Here is a 15,948-nt window from a genome sequence, read left to right as displayed (position 1 = left end):
GGTTAGGATCGAGACAAATCCATGATGAATGAAGACGGAGTCGCAGTGACCGCTGAGCCACAGCGCACCAAGGGAGTGGACAGCGCGCGTCGAGCGCTGCAGATCCTCCTGCAGTTCAGTGAGAACACGCCTGAGCTCACGGTCGACAATCTGCTCGAAGACCACGACATCTCGGTGCCGAGCGCCTACCGCTACATCTCCCTGCTGCGCGAGATGGACCTCATCGAGGAGCGCGAGAAGGGCCGGTTCGTGCTCTCGCCGCAGGTGCTGCGGCTCGCGCGGGCGGCAGAGGCCTCGTTCGACTACCGGGCGCAGGCGCAGCCCGTGCTCAACAAGCTGGCGGATGTGACCGGCGAGACTGCCCTGTATCTCCGGCGGGTCAACGACTCGGCGGTGTGCCTCGCGATCGCGGAGTCGGACCATCCGATCTCCATCTCGTTCCAGCCCGGCCACCTCATGCCGCTGCACGGCGGTGCGGCGGCGAAGGTGCTGCTGAGCGAGTTCACGCCGTCGAAGCTGTCGCAGTACTTCAGCCGTCTGGGGTCGACCCTCTCGAAGACGGCCCGCGCGAACCTGGAGAACGACCTCGCCGCCATCCGCGCGAGCGGCTACGCCGAGAGCGCGGGCGAGGTCGACCAGGGTGTGTGGGCGAGTGCGGCGGGCATCCACGTGAAGGGCACCCTCGTGGGTGCGGTCACCGTGGTGGCACCGGCCTACCGTCTCTCGGAGGATCACCGCGCCGCCATCGCCGACGCCGTGCGTGCCGGTGCTCGCGACTTCGACGAGGCTCTGGCGGCCCGCCGCGCCTGACCTTCACGGGCGCTCGCGGGGTCGCAGGATTTGTCGCCCGCTTCGTCGTTTGGCGACCAATTCTGCGACCCCGCGGCCCATGCCGCTGCGACTGAGCCGGTGCGTCCGCGCCCTTCCTGACCTCCCGCGCTGCTCATGACGGGCGCGAACCGTCAGGATGGGCGCGGTCAGCTGTGGGGTGGGTGGTGGGTGGCCGCCCAGGGGTGGGCCGCCTCGAAGTTGGCTGCGGCGCGGAGGACGCGGGCGTCGGCGAGGTGGCCGCCCGCCAGTTGGAGGCCGACCGGGAGGCCCGAGGCGGTGAGGCCCACGGGCACGCTGGCCGCCGGGGTGCCGGTGAAGTTGAAGGGGTAGGTGTTGATCCAGCCGAGATGGCGGCGGCGCAGCGTCTGGCCATCGAGGTGCGACGGCCCCCAGTGCGCGGCCGGGTAGCCCGGCACGCGCACGGTGGGGCTCAGCAGGATGTCGTGCGACCCCATGAACGCCGCGAACGCCCGGTAGAACGCACCGCGCACGAGCTCCGCGGCCGCGACGACGTCGCCGTTCGATGCCGCGCCCGTGGAGACGATCTCCCAGAGCTCCTCGTCGACGGTTCCGGATGCTCGCATGCCGCCCCAGTCGTAGGCCCCGAGATCGGGCGCGTAGGCCGGCAGCCACACGCCGTTCCAGAACGCCTCCTCCGGATCCGGCCACTCGGGCGACGCTTCGACGATCGTGGCGCCGCGCTCCTCGAACGCCGGGAGCGCCGCCTCGCACAGCGCGAGGATCTCGGGATCGGTGTCGTCGCGCGCGCCGATGCCGAGGTCGGGCGACCAGGCGATGCGCCAGCCCGAGAGGTCGCCCTCGAGCGCGGCGACGTAGTCGGTGCCGTCGCTCGGCAGACTCAGGGGGTCCACCGCATCCGGACCCGACTCGACGTTCAGTAGCAGCGCCACATCGGCGACCGAGCGGCTGATGATGCCGTGGCTGATGAACGTGGCGTGCCGGTAGGGCAGCAGTTCGTTCGGGATGCGGCCCGTGCTCGGCTTGAACCCGACCAGCCCGCACATCGCCGCGGGCACCCGGATCGACCCGGCGCCGTCGCTGCCATCCGCCACCGGGGTGAGCCCCGCCGCGACCGAGGCGGATGCGCCGCCGCTCGAGCCGCCGGGGGAGTGGTCGAGCTTCCAGGGGTTGCGGGTCGACCCGTAGAGGTGATTCTCGGTGCCGCAGTAGTAGCCGTTCTCGGGCAGGTTCGTCTTGCCCATGAAGAGGCCCCCGGCGGCAGCGAGGCGCTGCGTCACGACGGCGTCGTGGGCGGCGCGGTGACCTTCCATCGGCTTCATCGAGCCCGTGTGGGGCAGGCCCCGCGCCGCGGTGCTCTCCTTGAGGGAGTACGGCACGCCGGCCAGGGGACCGACGTCGTCGCCCGCGTCGATCGCCGCGTCGAGCCGGTGCGCATCCGCTCGCACCTGTGCCGGGTCGAACACCACGAAGGCGTTCAGGGCCGGGTTCAGGCGCTCGATGCGCTCGATGAAGTGCTCGGCGATGTCGCTCACGCGGAGTCGTCGGGCGCGCACCTCGCGGGCGATCTCGGTGGCCGACATCCAGGTGAGGTCGGCGTGCGTGGAGCGCACGGCGCCGGATGCCGCAGGCGTGCCAGGTGCAAGGGTGCCGGATGCCGCAGGCGTGCCCGATGCCGCAGGTGTGCCGGATGCCGCAGGTGTGCCGGATGCCGCAGGTGTGCCGGATGCCGCAGGTGTGCCGGATGCCCCCGGCGTGCCGGGTGCAAGGGCGCCGGATGCCCCGGGCGTGCTGCGTGCCGGGCCTCCGGTTGCCCCGGGCGCACCAGGAGTGGGTTCGCCGGCCATCCCGCTCGCCCCGCTCACTCGGTGCCGAGCAGTGCCATCGCCGCCTCGACGCCCGCGCCGAGGTCGACCTCGGCGCCGAGATCGCGGAGGCCGGCTCCGAGGGCGGTGAGCCCCACGATCTGGTACATCCCCGTGGCGGTGGGGCCCATGTGCCCGAGGTGCACGAGGTTGCCGGCGCTGCCCCCGGTGGAGAGCATCACGCCGTAGCGCTCGCGCACGTGCGCCACGAGGTCGGTGTGTACGATGCCCTCGGGCATCTTCACGGCCGTGATCGGGTTGCCCGAGATCTCCTCCGACTTCGGCCACAGCTCGAGGCCCATGGCGCGCACACCGGCGCGGGTGACCGCGGCCGCGCGGGCGTGCCGGGCGATCGACTTCTCGATGCCCTCCTCGAGGATCGCGTCGAGCGCGGCCTCGAGGCCCACGATGTCGGTCACCGACGGGGTGAAGGGGAAGGTGCCGTTCTCGAGCCAGGCCACCTTCCAGTCGATCAGTGAGATGTAGGAGTAGCGGGGCGCGTTCTCGTTGGCGAGCATCCGTTCCCAGGCTTCCGGGCTCACCGACACCATCGTGACGCCGACCGGGCCGCCGAGGCACTTCTGGCCGCCGGAGACGCACACGTCGAGCTGCCAGGCATCCGGTTCGAACGGCACGCCGCCGATCGACGAGAGCGCATCGACGAGGGTGAGCGCGCCGTGCTTGCGGGCGATGGGGCCGAGCTGCGACACGTCGGAGATCGTGCCCGAGGGGGTCTCGGAGTGCACGATCGTGACGAGTTCGATCTCCGGATGCGCGGCCAGGTAGGCGTCGACGTCGGCCGGGTCGACCGCGTCGTCGTACTCCACCTCGATCTCGTGCAGCACGGCGCCGTAGCTCTCGAGCCACTGCCCCATGCCCTTTCCGTAGATGCCCTGCACGAGGTTGAGCACGTGCATCCCGGGGGTCGTCAGCGAGCGGGCAGCACCCTCGAGCGCGAGGATGCCCTCGCCCTGGAGCAGGAGCATGTCGTTCTCCGTGTGGAAGAACGCGGCCGCCTTCTCGGTGGTGCGACGGAAGGTCTCGAGGAAGCTCGGGTCGAGGTGGTACGTGATCTGGGCGCCGAGGGCGTTCAGGGTGCGCGGTGACGCCATGGTCGGTCCTGCGGTGAGCGTGAAATCGGGAGCCTTCATGGGTCGTCCTCTCAGGGCCAGTTTTTATCACGATACAACTCGCGCCTATTGCAGCGTGCGAGAAGGTGAGAGACGTAACGCGCTGTTTACGTGGAGTCGCGATGTCAAGGGGTTGGCGGGATCGGTGCGCAGGTCTCTGCTGGAACTCGGAGCCGAGTCGCGGCGCCGCAGTCGAGAGGGCAGAGACCGATGACGAAGGGGCTCTCGCTCGACGGATGGATGGTGTCGGGGGCTCTGCGCGCGAGCTGGGGCGCGGGTTCGGGTCCGGGTTCGGCGGCAGGTGCATTGGATGACCTCTTCGACGCCGCCGAGGCCGCGCGCGATGACCGCGAGCGCGCCTTCTCGCTCGCCCGGGACGTCGCGGCGGCCATCCCGCGGCCCGCGCAGGGGCGTACCCTGCGGTATCTCGAGACCCTCGCCACCCTGGGCGCGGCCGACGTCACCGTGGCGCGGATCGTGGAGCCGCACGTCGACGCGGCGATGATCCTCGCCGAGTGCCCCGACGAGGTCGATCTGGCGGCGATCGGTGCCACGCACGCCTCCACGTGGGGCGTGTTCGCGGCCGAAGGCCCGGGGGAGCCGTTGCGCGCGATCCCGGATGCGGGCGGCTGGACGCTGCGGGGAACCAAGCCCTGGTGCTCCCTCGCCGGCGAACTGAGCCACGCACTCGTCACGGCGCGGGTCGGTTCGGAGGCGGATGCGGCGCGGGGGCTCTTCGCGGTGGCGCTGCGTCAGGAGGGGGTGCACGCGCATCCGGAGTCCTGGGTGGCGCGCGGCTTCCCAACGATCCCGAGCGGGCCCACCGACTTCGATGGCGTGCGGGCGGTGCCCGTCGGGCAGCCCGGGTGGTACCTCGAGCGGGCGGGCTTCGAGTGGGGTGGCATCGGGGTGGCCGCGTGCTGGTTCGGCGGCGCGGTGGGGGTGGCCAGGCGCGTGGTCGCCGCCGCCCAGAAGCGCGGCGACGACATCGGGTACCTGCACGCGGGGCGGGTGGCGGCGAGTGTGTCGGCTGCGGGCTCCGCTCTGGCTTCGGCGGCCCGCGCGATCGATGCGGCAGCCGATGTCGCGGCGCCGACGACCCGTGGCGTGCCTTCGGCGACTGATCCCGCCGGGGCCGTGGCTGCGCTGCCTGCCGGTCGCCGGGCCTTCGTGATCGATGCCGCGGCCGCAGCCGCGCCGCCCGCCGCTCGCGTAACCTCCGTGGTCGAAGCCGCCACCGATTCAGCCGAAGCACCTGCGCCCGCCGCCCGCGAACGGGAGGCCGCCGCGGCACTCGACGCGACCGAGCGGGCGCTGCTCGCGCAGGTGACGCGCTCCGTGGTGCGGCGGGAGTGCGAGGCGATCCTCGCGGAGGCGGCGTCGGCGCTCGGCCCCGCACCTCTCGCTCTCGACGAGCGGTACGCCGCGCGGGTCGCCGACCTCGAGCTGTACCTGCGCCAAGACCACGGGGCGCGCGACGAACTGCGCGCCGGCCGCCTGCTGACGGGTGGCGCGGCGTGAAGGGCCGTGACGGCCATGGCCCCGCAGCCGCCCTATGGCGGCCACCAACCACCCGCCGCACGGCTGAACGCGCCGTTCCTGACGGTTCGCGTCCGTCATGCTCGGCGCGGACCGTCAGGCCGGGCGCGGACGTGCTCGGCCAGCCGACCCGCCGCACGCTCCGAGGCTCGACAGGGGGAGAGGGCTCATGAGTTTTCAGCACGATGAGACGGGAGTCGACGAGAGCATGTGGCGGGATGCGTTCGCGGCGCGGCGCGAAGCGCTGCCCGAGCTCGATGCGGCGTGGCTCGCCGGGATCGCACACCTCGTGGTGGTGGCCGCGCACCCCGACGACGAGACGCTCGGCGCGGCCGGGCTGCTCTCGCGCGCGTACCGGGCCGGTGTGCGCTCGAGCGTGATCGTGGCCACGTCGGGCGAGGCGTCGCATCCGGATTCCTCGACCCACACGCCCGAGGAACTGGGCCGCCTACGCGAGGAGGAGTGCCTCGCGGCAGTGGCCGAGGTCGACCCCGGCGCCGCAGTCACGTTTTTGCGCCTGCCCGATGGGCACCTCGACGAGAGCATGCGGAGGGCCGAACTCGGGGAGGCGATCGTGCAGCTCCTGTTGTCGTCGGCGCCCGACACCCGATCCGTGGTGGTGTCGCCGTGGGTGGGTGACCGCCATCCCGATCATGCCGCGGCGGCCGGGGCCGCGCAGGAGGCGGCGGGTCGTGCGCGAGCGGAGGGGCGTGAGGTGGAGGTACTCGCCACGCCCATCTGGCTCTGGTTCTGGGCCGAGCCGGGCGATGCGAGGGTTCCCTGGACCCGGATGCGCATCCTCCCGCTCGATGCCGACGCCGTGGCGGCCAAGGGTGCCGCGCTCGCCCGGCATGTGAGCCAGGTGCAGCCGCTCAGCGGGCTGCCGGGCGACGAGGTGCTGCTGCATCCGGGCATGATCGCGCATTTCGAGCGGGATTTCGAGGCGTTCGTGGGAGAGGAGCCCGACGCGCCTGATGATGACGGCGCCGACGACGAGCTCGCCCGCTACTTCGAGACCCTGCACGCCGACGCCGACGACCCCTGGGGTTTCGAGACCCGCTGGTACGAGCAGCGCAAGCGGGCCGTGCTGCTCGCGTCGCTGCCCGCGCGCGACTACGCGTCTGTGCTCGAAGTCGGCTGCTCGACCGGGGTGCTCACGCTCGACCTCGCTGCGCGCGTGCGGCACGGTGGCTCGGTGCTCGGCGTCGACCTCTCGGCCCACGCGGTGGAGCGGGCGCAGGCGCGGCTGAGCGCACATCCGGAAGCCACGGCCGAGCGGATGCGGGTGCCCGACGAGTGGCCCGACGGCCGCTTCGACCTCGTGGTGATCTCGGAGATCGGCTACTACCTCGATCCTGCCGAGCTCACGGCCGTGGTGGAACGGGTGCTCGGCTCGTTGACCGATGATGGAGCCGTGGTGCTGTGCCACTGGCGGCATCCGGTCGAGGGCCGGTCGGAGACGGGTGACTCGGTGCACGCCGCCGTGCGGGCTCGCCCCGAGTTCGGCACCGTGGCGCAGCACCTCGAGGAGGACTTCGTGCTCGATGTCTTCGAGCGCGCGCCCGTGCAGTCGGTGGCCCGGCGGGAGGGGATCGTGTGATCCCCGTGAGTGACGATGTGACGCCTCGGTGGCCGGTGACGCGATGGGGCGGTGTGCGGTGATCCGCGTGCTCGACGTGGTGGTGCCTGCGCGCAACGAGGAGGCGCTGATCGGCGCGTGCCTGCGGGCGCTCCTCGCCGCGCGCGCTGCGCTCCGGGCGCGGGAGCCCGCGGTGCGCTGCCGGCTGATCGTGGCCCTCGACTCCTGCACGGATGCGACGGCCGATGTGGTGGCCGCCTTCGCGCCCGACGTCGAAGCGCTGTCGCTGCAGGTGGGCAACGTGGGCCGCTCGCGTTCGGCGGCCGTCGACCTCGCCCTGTGCGGCTTCGACCGACCGCGCGAGCACTGGATCTGCAGCACGGATGCCGACTCGGCGGTTCCCGAGACCTGGCTGCTCGACCACCTCGCCGCCGCCCGCGAGGGCGCGCTGCTGGCGCTCGGCTCGGTGCGGCCCCGGCACACCGATCTGGCGCCGGGCGCCTACGACGACTGGCTCGCCCGCCACGCGACGGGTGCCCGTCACGTCTTCGGCGCGAACCTCGGCGTGCGAGCCGACGCGTACCTTCTGGCGGGCGGCTTCCCTGCCCTCCGCGTGGGTGAGGATGTGGCCCTGGCAGAGGCCGTGGAGGCGCTCGACCCGGCGTTCCGCTCGGCGCTGGGCGTGCATCCGGATGCCCCGGTCACCGTCTCCGTGCCGCACTCGGTGGTGCTCACCTCGGGCCGTCTCGACGGCCGCACCCCGGGCGGCTTCGCCGGCTACCTCCGCACCCTCGTCGACTGACCCGGCTCTCGAACTCTGGCTAAGAGGCGATGAGCTGCCCACCCGGCAAGGTGTCTTCGAGGTTGCCATCTCGTTGTTCGCCGATCAGAGGCCACACGACGGCCTCGTTCTCGTACTGGAGAATCAGCCCTTGGGGGCCGGCTGTGATGAAGAGGGCTTGGCCCGCGGGTCGCCCCGCGTCGGGTTCGGCGATCGCGAAATCCACGACGTCAGTCGGTTCGCCATCTCCGGCTGGAACGAGATAGGCGACTACTCGAGCACCTGCACGCAGGCCTCGGTCATACGCGCCCGCTTCCTGTTGGCCGGGGTTCGGCAACTCGACATAGAGCAGGCCGTCATCGCCGGCGGGGAGGTCTCCCCGCACGGGCTTGGTGTCGCGTAGGACGAGAACGATGGTCGAGATGCCCGGCTCGTTCGGGCTCTTGGGCACAATCTTGAGCCGGCCCTCTTGGACTCGATCGATCGTTGCCATCACCACGAGGCTGCTTTGATCGGCAAGTGCGGATGGGGAGGCGGCCGGGTCGTAGTCGTATTCGATTCCGGCGAACTGTTCGACGCTCTGCTGGGCTGAGTAGGGGCTCAGCGGCTCGGCGCTTGCCGCAGGGCTCGGAATGCTCGTGTCGCTCGCACATCCGGTGAGGGTGGTCGCAAGGATCATCGACCCTGCGAGAACGGCCAATATGGATCGCTTTACAGTGCGCATCGTTTTTCCTCAGTAGGCCTGGTCGATGTGGTCTCGATGGTGCTGCGAGTATTCGATCCACCAGAGCTCGCCCGTGACCGTGCCGCTCTTCATGCAGTCGTTGTTCTCTCCGTCGCCACGATAGCAAAGATGAGGTAAAGTCGTGATCTGTCACGTGGATCACACGGTCGAAGCAGTTCTGGCGCGCTGCGGCCAGCGGATGAGCGCACTAACCTCGGTCTGAACGGATGCGTGTGAAGCGAAGAGCGATGGCGCCTATTCGTGCTCTGCTCGGCGGCCATCCGTTCGAAATCGAATAGAGAAGAGAGATATGAATCCGCGACGATGGAGAGTGATCGGGTCTGCTCTGATCGTCGTAGGCGGCGTGTGGGCGGCCGTCGGGATTATCCTGAGCGGATTCGGCGTATTTCTCCCGATCTTGGCGGCAGTGCCACTCGTGTTCGCTGGGGCGGTGATTGTCTACCTCAAGGGCCCCGGCGCACAAATTCGCGCGGATGCGGATGCGGATTGATTGCCTCGGCCTACCGTGTCTCGGAAGCCGGCGCACTCCGGAACGACTCTAGGTCGACGAAGTCGACGAAGACCGGACGGGGGAACGTCTGCTCCCCCACGACATAGCTCGGGCTGTGGTGTGCGCGCAGCGGGTCACATGTACATCAGCTGCACGAGCACCGGGTAGATGACGGCGCCGAGTACGCCGACCAGGGCGGCTGCGCCCAGCGCGATGCCCGCGGCGGCGAACGTCTTCGACGTGCCGCGGCGCGAGAGGGCGACGATGCCGAGGACGACGGCGGCGATGCCGATGAGGGCGCTGAGAACCGTGTGCACCGTGCTGATGGCACCGAAGATGTCGCCCGACATCACGCGGAGGGCTCCCGCCTGCACGAAGAGGAAGACGAGCCCGAGCAGCGGGTCGATCGCGCCCACCACGAGCGACGCGAGGCCGAGCGGGTTGCGGCCGGCGGCGCCGGACTGCGGCGCGGGCGCGCCCGACGGGTTCGAGCCGTAGCCCGGATGCTGCGGGCGCGGCGGCTGGCCGGGCGCGGGGTACCCGGTCTGGCCTGGTGCTTCGTACCGGGGCTGCTGCGGCACCTGGGCGCCCGGATGGCCCGGAGCGGCATAGCCGGGCTGAGCGGGGGCGGGATGGGCCGGCTGGGCGGCATCCGGCTGTCCATAAGAGACCGGATGCGACGCACCGGGCGGGTTCGGCCCGTAGCCCGGGTGGCGCGGCGGCTGGTCGGCGGGGGGCTGAGTCACGAGGGATCCCTTCGTCGGTACCCCCATGCCTACCGCGTCGTCGCCGAGAACGCGATACCGGAAGCCGGGTCGGGCGTGATCGGCTCGGGCTCCACGAGCGCACCCGGCCTCTCCTTCTCGAGCTTCACGAGCACCACGCCGGCAACGATCAGTGCTCCGCCGAGGCCCTGCACGAGCGTCGGAACCTCACCCAGGAGAAGCCAGGCGAACAGCACGGCGAAGAGCACCTCGACCAGGCCCACGAACGAGGCCACGCGCGATCCGAGCCGGATCGCCCCGAGCAGGCCCGACACGTATGCGAAGGCGGTCGCCACCAGCACCACGACGCCCATGGGCACCATCCACGACACCTCGCCGAGGCCGGGCATCACGACGGGGTCGAACGAGAACCGGAGCGGCACGAGCCCGGTCAGCCCCACGAGCACGAGAGCGGCGGCACCCACCAGCAGCCCCGCGCTGACGAGCGTCACCGGGGGGAGCCCCTGACTCGGCAGAGCCGAGATGAGGTAGTAGCCCGCCAGACACAGTGCCGCCAGCAGCGCGAAGATCACGCCGAGCACATCGAGCCCGCCGACACCGCTCGGGTCGACCACGAGCACGAGCCCCGCCACGCTCAAAGCTGCACCGACGATCGTGAGCAGGGCCGGAGCGATGCGGGTGCGTGCCCAGGCGAGCAGCACCAGCAGGATGGGCGCGGTGTATTCGATGAGCAGGGCCACCCCCACCGGCAGACTGCTGATGGAGGCGAAGTAGAACACCTGGGCGCCGATGACGGCGATGAGCCCGTAGGCGAGCACGAGCTTCCAGGCTTTCAGCAGCAGGCCGAACCGGCCGCGCAGGGCGATGAGTGCCGGGATGAGCAGAACCAGACCGCCACCGGCCGCGCGCACGGCGACGGCGGCCGCAGGCGACCATCCCGCATCCAGCAGCGGCTTGACGAACGGGCCACTGGTGCCGAACGCGGCCGCGGCGGCCAGTGCGAAGAAGAGCCCGGAGGTGCGCATCGCCCGCCCTTTCGTGAGATCGTGTCGTGACGCCCCTGTCATGAGTCACGAGGGCTTACGCTAGTGACACTACTCACGGACCATGTCAGGAGTCAACTTGGTTTTCACCTATGACACCGAAGCGACCCTCGCCTTCGCCTCGGCGCTTGTGAACACCCTCGGCGGCATCTCGGCCGGCAACCCCGACGGGCTGACCGAGATCGGCGAACTCGAGGTCATCCTCGACGAGCACGACTACTCGGGCCGCCGCGACCGTGACCGGGCCGAGCTCGACGAGGTGCGGGCGCTCCGCGACGAGTTCCGGCGCTTCTGGGAGCTCGACCGCGACACGGCAGTCGACCTCGTCAACCGCATGCTGCGCGATGCCCGGGCACTCCCGCAGCTCGTGCGGCACGGTGACTGGGACTGGCACCTGCACGCCACCGAATCGGATGCCCCCCTCGCCACGCGCATGCGGGTGGAGGTGGCCATGGCCTTCATCGACGTGATCCGCAGCGACGAGTACGACCGCCTGCGGGTGTGCGAGGCATCCGACTGCGACGCCGTGCTCGTCGACCTGTCGCGCAACCGCTCGAAGCGCTACTGCGACATCGGCAACTGCGGCAACCGGATGAACGTGATCGCCTACCGCGCACGCCAAGCCGGCGAGGGCTGAGCGCCGCCGCCACTTACCAGGATGTGCTGCCGCTGCCAATCGGTGGCCGGTTGTGACCGACCGTCCTAGCGTGAATTGCATGACCACGATGTACACCCCCCAGGACCCGATCAAGCAGTACCCCAACCCGCCGTTCCCCCCGCAGCAGCAGGACGCTCCCGGCGACGTGCACAAGATGGACCCCGCGCCCGACCACGGCGAGGAGAGCTACATCGGCTTCGGTCGCCTGGCCGGCCGCAAGGCCATCGTCACCGGCGCCGACTCCGGCATCGGCCGGGCCGTCGCCATCGCTTACGCGCGTGAGGGTGCGGATGTCGCACTCTCCTACCTCCCCGAGGAGCAGGAGCAGGCCGAAGAGGTGGCCGCTCTCGTCGAGAAGGCCGGCCGGAAGGCCCTGCTCTACCCCGGCGACCTGCAGGACGAGGCCACCAACACGGCCCTCGTCGAGAAGACCGTGGAGGAGTTCGGCGGCGTCGACATCCTCGCCATCATCGCGGGCGTGATGCCCACGGTCGACAGCATCGACGACTTCGAGACCGCCACGCTCGACCACGTGCTGAAGACGAACATCTACCCTCTGTTCTGGCTCACCAAGGCCGCCTCGCCGCACTTCGAGCCCGGGGCATCGATCATCACCTGCTCGAGCATCCAGGGCTACGTGCCCTCGCCCTCGCTGGCCGAGTACGCGGTGTCGAAGGCCGGCATCGCGAACTGGACCCGGGCGATGGCCCAGCAGCTCGCGGAGCGCGGCATCCGGGTCAACGGCGTGGCTCCCGGCCCGGTGTGGACCCCACTGCAGCCGTCATCGGTGCCGAACGAGAAGATCGAGCAGTTCGGCAGCGAGGCCGCCTACGGCCGGGCCGGTCAGCCGGCCGAGCTCGCGCCGCCGTTCGTGCTGCTCGCCTCGCAGGAGGCCAGCTACATCAGCGGCGAGACCATCGCCGTCACCGGTGGAACCCCCACGCACTAGTGACCGGTACCGAGCCCGGCGACCACGCGGCGGCGCACCCAGCAGCGGATGCGCCGCTCGCGCTGTGGCGCGACGCCGGCGCCATCCTCGTCGAGAGCCTCTGGTGGGATGCGGCCCGGCGCGCGATGCGCTGGACCGACATCTCCACCGGCGAACTCCACACGAGCCCGATCGACGGAGCACCGGATGGCTCCGACGACGAGGTGCTCCGGCTTCCGCCGCCCCTCGCCTCGTTCCAGCCGAACCGCACGGGTGGGCTGGTGGTGGCGCTCGGCGACCGCGTGGTCGTGGTCGATGAGCGCGGGACAATCACCCGCACCGTAGCCGAGATCGACCACCGGCACGGCGAGCTGCGGCTGAACGAGGGCAAGTGCGATCCGTTCGGGGCCTTCGTGGTGGGCTCGATGAACCTCCGCGACGAGACTCCGGATGGCGCGCTCTACCGCGTGCACGCCGACGGCCGCCTCGAGACCCTGCTCGGGGGCCTCTCGGTGGCCAATGGCTTCGAGTGGAGCGACGACGGTGCCACGTTCTACTTCACCGACACCACCGTGAAGACCGTCTACCGCGCGCCCTACTCGGCCGACGGCCCACTGGGCGAACCCGTCGCTCTGCTCACCGGCTTGCCCTCCGACGGCCTCGCCCGCGACCGCGACGGCGGGTTCTGGAGCGGCCTGTACGGCGAGGGAGCCGTCGTGAGGCGCACGGCCGCCGGCGCCGTCACCGATCGCATCGATCTGCCCGCTCCCAACATCACCTCGGTGGCGTTCGGCGGCGATGACCTCGCGACGCTGTTCGTGGGGTCGGCGCGCGAGCAGCTGGCCGAAGGCGAGCTGGCGACGCATCCGTCGAGCGGGGGCATCTTCGCCCTCGACACCGGGCGGCACGGCCACCCCGTGAACTCCTTCGGCTGACGCCGCCGCGGCGCCCCCCGCCCCCCCGCCGCAGCGCCGCTCCGCCGCGAAGGCCGAAACCCCACGAACCCTACGACCCCCTCAATCCCACCGACCCGCTCCTGAAAGGACGACCCACATGGATCTCGGAATCACCGGCAAGAAAGCCCTCATCACCGGCGGCGACTCGGGCATCGGCTGGCACACCGCCCGGTTGCTGCTCGCCGAGGGCGCGACCGTGGTCATCTCCGACCAGGACCAGGACGAGCTCGACAAGGCGGCCAAGAAGCTCGACGCCCCGAAGGGCCGGCTCTTCGCCTTCGCGGCCGACATCACGAGCGTCGACTCGCTCGCCGCGCTGCACGCGAGCGTGGCCGAAGCCGTGGGCGACATCGACATCCTGGTGCAGGCCGCCGGCGTCACCGGGGCGCAGGGTCTCTTCCACGAGGTCACCGACGAGGGCTGGGTGAAGACGATCGAGACCGACCTCATCGGCCCGGTGCGCCTCACCCGCGAATTCCTGCCCGACCTGCGCAAGGGCGGCTGGGGGAGACTGGTGTATCTCGCGTCGGAGGACGCCGTGCAGCCCTACGACGACGAGTTGCCGTACTGCGCCGCGAAGGCGGGCATCCTCGCCCTCGCGAAGGGTCTGTCGCGGTCGTACGCGCTCGAGGGCCTGCTGGTGAACGCGGTGTCGCCGGCCTTCATCCACACGCCCATGACCGACGCCATGATGCAGAAGCGCGGCGACGAGCTCGGGGTGCCCACGAACGAGGCGATCGAGTCGTTCCTCGACGAGGAGCGGCCCTACATGGAGCTGAAGCGGCGCGGAGAACCGGATGAGGTGGCCAATGTGGTGGCCTTCCTCTGCTCCGAGGCGGCCTCGTTCGTGAACGGGTCGAACTACCGGGTGGACTCGGGTTCCGTTGCCACGATCTGATTCCGGGTACGCCGACCTCCGCGACTATGCCGTGATCGGCGACGGCCGCACGGTCGCGGCGATCGCGCGCGACGGGCGGATCGACTGGATGCCCTTCCCGTCCCTCGACACCGACCCGGTGTTCGCCGCGCTCGTCGACGAGGCGCGCGGGGGGCACGTGTCCCTCGCTCCGGTCGGGCCGTTCGAATCCACCCGGGAGTACGTTTCGGGCACGAACGTGCTGCGCACCACCTTCACCACCTCGACGGGCTCGGCCGTGCTGACGGATGCCCTCGTGACAGGAGTCGCCGGCCGCCTGCCCTGGGCCGAACTCGCGCGCCGCGTGGAGGGTCTGGAGGGCTCGGTCGCCTTCGCCTGGCAGGTCATTCCCGGAGAGGCATATACCGGAGATCCGGTTCAGCGCGTGGAGACCGTGCACGGCCCCGTACTGAAGGTCGGCACCATCGACCTCGTGCTGGTGGGCTTCGAGCACGGCCGGAGCGACGGCCCACTGAGCTTCGAAGGAGCCTTCACCACGAGCTCCGGCTCACGTCACCTCATCGCCCTCTGCGGCACCGACGACGAGCCCATCCATCTGCCCGATCCGCGCATCGTCGATCAGGGCATCGACCGCAGCATCGACAACTGGGCCACCTGGTCGACGGTGTTCGACTACGACGGGCCGTGGGCCGACGCCGTGCAGCGCAGTGCCCTCGCCCTCAAGCTGCTCATCTACTCGCCCACGGGGTCGATCGCGGCCGCGGCCACCTCGGGACTGCCCGAGAACCCGAAGGGTGGCAAGAACTACGACTACCGTTTCGCCTGGGTGCGCGACCTCGCCTACACGGTGGGTGCGCTCACGCACTTCGGTCTGAGGGAGGAGACCCACGCCGCGGTGTCGTGGGTGCTCACGACGTTCAAGGCGCACGGCGACGAACTCGGCATCTTCTACACGCTCGACGGCCGGCAGCCCGACGGGGTGCGCCGAACGCACGCGGAGGGGTGGCGGGGTATCGGTCCGGTCGAGTCGGGCAACCGCGCGGCCGGTCAGCTGCAACTCGGCGTCTACGCCGATGTGCTGGGCATCATGCGGCAGTACGTGGAGGCGGGCAACATCCTCGACGCGCACACGGGTTCGCTGCTCGTCGGCTTCGCGAACAGCGCGTGCCGGATGTGGCAGAAGAAGGACTCGGGCATGTGGGAACTGCCCAAGAAGCGGCACTACGTCACGAGCAAGATCGGCTGCTGGCGGGCGCTCGACGACGCCTGCCGGCTGGCCGAGCTCGGCGAACTGCGGCCGACCGCCGACGACCTGGAGCACTGGCAGAAGAACAAGCGGCTTCTCGAGGAGTGGATCGCGGCGAACGGCTGGTCGGAGAAGCGGAAGGCCTACGTGATGTATCCGGGTTCGAAGGCGCTCGACGCATCCGTTCTGCTGCACACCTCGAGTGAATTCGGGCCGGAGGAACGGATGCGCGCCACCGTCGACCGCGTGCGCGAGGAGCTCGCGGTGGGCCCCCACGTCTACCGCTACTCGGGTGTCGACCAGGAGGAGGCCACCTTCGTGGCGTGCGGCTTCTGGCTCGCGCAGGCGCTCGGCGAGCTCGGTGCGGTGCCGGATGCGGTCGCACGCATGGACGCACTCGTCGACTCCGCCAACGACGTGGGGCTGTTCTCCGAGATGATCGATCCGGCGACCGGTGACTTCTGGGGAAACCTCCCCCAAGGCCTCAGCCATCTCGCGCTCGTGGACGCCGCCATCGCGATCCAGCGTGCCCGCGGCGACTGATCGCGCGAATACCGTGATCGACTGATGTCGCGA

The 15,948-nt window shown here is 70.5% G+C and carries 14 protein-coding genes; 9 read left to right on the top strand and 5 right to left on the bottom strand.

Annotated elements, in window-relative coordinates:
- Positions 1-45: 45 nt before the first annotated feature.
- A complete protein-coding gene (locus EPO52_RS07040; RefSeq protein ID WP_290803983.1) occupies positions 46-810 on the top strand; it encodes an IclR family transcriptional regulator in 765 nt (254 codons plus the stop codon).
- Positions 811-977: 167 nt separating this feature from the next.
- Here EPO52_RS07040 and EPO52_RS07035 read toward each other — a convergent pair whose 3' ends face one another.
- Together EPO52_RS07035 and EPO52_RS07030 are read right to left on the bottom strand one after the other, a co-directional pair.
- Positions 978-2,657, bottom strand: coding sequence for an amidase family protein (locus EPO52_RS07035; RefSeq protein WP_290803980.1), 1,680 nt, complete (start codon positions 2,655-2,657; stop codon positions 978-980).
- A gap of 14 nt (positions 2,658-2,671) precedes the next feature.
- Positions 2,672-3,826, bottom strand: coding sequence for an alanine--glyoxylate aminotransferase family protein (locus EPO52_RS07030; RefSeq protein WP_290803978.1), 1,155 nt, complete (start codon positions 3,824-3,826; stop codon positions 2,672-2,674).
- A 189-nt stretch (positions 3,827-4,015) separates the two neighbouring features.
- Between EPO52_RS07030 and EPO52_RS07025 the strand changes: the two genes are divergently transcribed.
- From EPO52_RS07025 to EPO52_RS07015, 3 genes are all read left to right on the top strand, one after another.
- The gene (locus tag EPO52_RS07025; protein WP_290803976.1) at positions 4,016-5,326 is read left to right on the top strand and encodes an acyl-CoA dehydrogenase; all 1,311 of its coding nucleotides are present in this window, start codon (positions 4,016-4,018) and stop codon (positions 5,324-5,326) included.
- 187 nt (positions 5,327-5,513) lie between these two features.
- Positions 5,514-6,944, top strand: a complete 1,431-nt coding sequence (locus EPO52_RS07020; protein WP_290803973.1) for a bifunctional PIG-L family deacetylase/class I SAM-dependent methyltransferase — start codon at positions 5,514-5,516, stop codon at positions 6,942-6,944.
- 28 nt (positions 6,945-6,972) lie between these two features.
- Complete coding sequence (locus EPO52_RS07015) at positions 6,973-7,725, top strand: glycosyltransferase (protein WP_290803970.1); 753 nt, start codon at positions 6,973-6,975, stop codon at positions 7,723-7,725.
- A 19-nt stretch (positions 7,726-7,744) separates the two neighbouring features.
- Here the strand turns inward: EPO52_RS07015 and EPO52_RS07010 are convergent, their stop codons facing one another.
- The 3 genes from EPO52_RS07010 to EPO52_RS07000 all read right to left on the bottom strand — a co-directional run bounded on the left by EPO52_RS07010 (position 7,745) and on the right by EPO52_RS07000 (position 10,689).
- Complete coding sequence (locus EPO52_RS07010; RefSeq protein WP_290803969.1) at positions 7,745-8,383, bottom strand: hypothetical protein; 639 nt, start codon at positions 8,381-8,383, stop codon at positions 7,745-7,747.
- Positions 8,384-9,073: 690 nt separating this feature from the next.
- A complete protein-coding gene (locus tag EPO52_RS07005) occupies positions 9,074-9,685 on the bottom strand; it encodes a hypothetical protein (protein WP_290803967.1) in 612 nt (203 codons plus the stop codon).
- 29 nt (positions 9,686-9,714) lie between these two features.
- Positions 9,715-10,689 (bottom strand): DMT family transporter, encoded by a 975-nt coding sequence (locus tag EPO52_RS07000; protein WP_290803964.1) that lies wholly within the window; start codon positions 10,687-10,689, stop codon positions 9,715-9,717.
- A 97-nt stretch (positions 10,690-10,786) separates the two neighbouring features.
- Between EPO52_RS07000 and EPO52_RS06995 the strand changes: the two genes are divergently transcribed.
- The 5 genes from EPO52_RS06995 (at position 10,787) to EPO52_RS06975 (ending at position 15,915) form a co-directional block, all read left to right on the top strand.
- Positions 10,787-11,344: a CGNR zinc finger domain-containing protein gene (locus EPO52_RS06995; protein ID WP_290803961.1), complete on the top strand. Its 558-nt coding sequence runs from the start codon at positions 10,787-10,789 to the stop codon at positions 11,342-11,344.
- A 79-nt stretch (positions 11,345-11,423) separates the two neighbouring features.
- Positions 11,424-12,314: an SDR family oxidoreductase gene (locus EPO52_RS06990; protein ID WP_290803959.1), complete on the top strand. Its 891-nt coding sequence runs from the start codon at positions 11,424-11,426 to the stop codon at positions 12,312-12,314.
- The gene (locus EPO52_RS06985; protein WP_290803956.1) at positions 12,314-13,228 is read left to right on the top strand and encodes an SMP-30/gluconolactonase/LRE family protein; all 915 of its coding nucleotides are present in this window, start codon (positions 12,314-12,316) and stop codon (positions 13,226-13,228) included. The genes EPO52_RS06990 and EPO52_RS06985 overlap by 1 nt, the downstream gene beginning before the upstream one ends.
- Before the next feature lie 118 nt (positions 13,229-13,346).
- Positions 13,347-14,147: an SDR family oxidoreductase gene (locus EPO52_RS06980; RefSeq protein WP_290803954.1), complete on the top strand. Its 801-nt coding sequence runs from the start codon at positions 13,347-13,349 to the stop codon at positions 14,145-14,147.
- Complete coding sequence (locus EPO52_RS06975) at positions 14,134-15,915, top strand: glycoside hydrolase family 15 protein (RefSeq protein ID WP_290803952.1); 1,782 nt, start codon at positions 14,134-14,136, stop codon at positions 15,913-15,915. Before EPO52_RS06980 ends, EPO52_RS06975 begins: the two co-directional genes overlap by 14 nt.
- Positions 15,916-15,948: the final 33 nt, after the last annotated feature.

Source organism: Herbiconiux sp., from assembly GCF_004297105.1.
Lineage (GTDB): Bacteria > Actinomycetota > Actinomycetes > Actinomycetales > Microbacteriaceae > Herbiconiux.
The sequence above is the reverse complement of the archived record's forward strand: the minus strand, read 5'-3'. Positions and strand labels throughout refer to the sequence as shown.

Bases quoted from the DNA above. Each gene is read 5' to 3' on its own strand.
- EPO52_RS07025 (WP_290803976.1), top strand. From the start codon at position 4,016: ATGACGAAGGGGCTCTCGCTCGACGGATGGATGGTGTCGGGGGCTCTG.
- EPO52_RS07035 (WP_290803980.1), bottom strand. From the start codon at position 2,657: ATGGCCGGCGAACCCACTCCTGGTGCGCCCGGGGCAACCGGAGGCCCG.
- EPO52_RS06980 (WP_290803954.1), top strand. From the start codon at position 13,347: ATGGATCTCGGAATCACCGGCAAGAAAGCCCTCATCACCGGCGGCGAC.
- EPO52_RS06990 (WP_290803959.1), top strand. From the start codon at position 11,424: ATGACCACGATGTACACCCCCCAGGACCCGATCAAGCAGTACCCCAAC.
- EPO52_RS07030 (WP_290803978.1), bottom strand. From the start codon at position 3,826: ATGAAGGCTCCCGATTTCACGCTCACCGCAGGACCGACCATGGCGTCA.
- EPO52_RS07010 (WP_290803969.1), bottom strand. From the start codon at position 8,383: ATGATCCTTGCGACCACCCTCACCGGATGTGCGAGCGACACGAGCATT.
- EPO52_RS07020 (WP_290803973.1), top strand. From the start codon at position 5,514: ATGAGTTTTCAGCACGATGAGACGGGAGTCGACGAGAGCATGTGGCGG.
- EPO52_RS07000 (WP_290803964.1), bottom strand. From the start codon at position 10,689: ATGCGCACCTCCGGGCTCTTCTTCGCACTGGCCGCCGCGGCCGCGTTC.